Origin of the sequence: Methylophaga sp. UBA1464, from assembly GCF_002325665.1 — a bacterium.
Taxonomy (GTDB): domain Bacteria; phylum Pseudomonadota; class Gammaproteobacteria; order Nitrosococcales; family Methylophagaceae; genus Methylophaga.
Window position 1 is genome coordinate 9141 of sequence record NZ_DCSO01000087.1, and the last position, 292, is coordinate 9432.

Annotated in this window: 1 protein-coding gene; it reads left to right on the forward strand. The window is 45.2% G+C overall.

The features are described 5' to 3' along the window. Positions 1-292, forward strand: a 292-nt coding sequence (locus B3O33_RS11265; protein ID WP_292363614.1) for a squalene/phytoene synthase family protein, incomplete at both ends; no start/stop codon positions are given.

Sequence of the window (292 nt, forward strand, 5' to 3'; positions counted from 1 at the left end):
GTGAAGATGCAGAGCGGGGACGGATTTATCTGCCATTGGATGAGATGCAACAGTTTGGTGTCACTGAACAAAGTGTTCTGGCTTTAAAACAAACCGAAGCGTTGACGGAGCTACTTAAATTCCAGACACAGCGAGCTGAGCAGTTTTATCAGGAAGCCATGCAACTGTTGCCTGAACAGGATCGACATAATCAATGTACTGCACTGATTATGGCTGAAATTTACCGGACTACTTTGCACGAAATTGCCCACGATAATTTCCCGGTAATGAAGCAGCGAATATCGCTTACTCC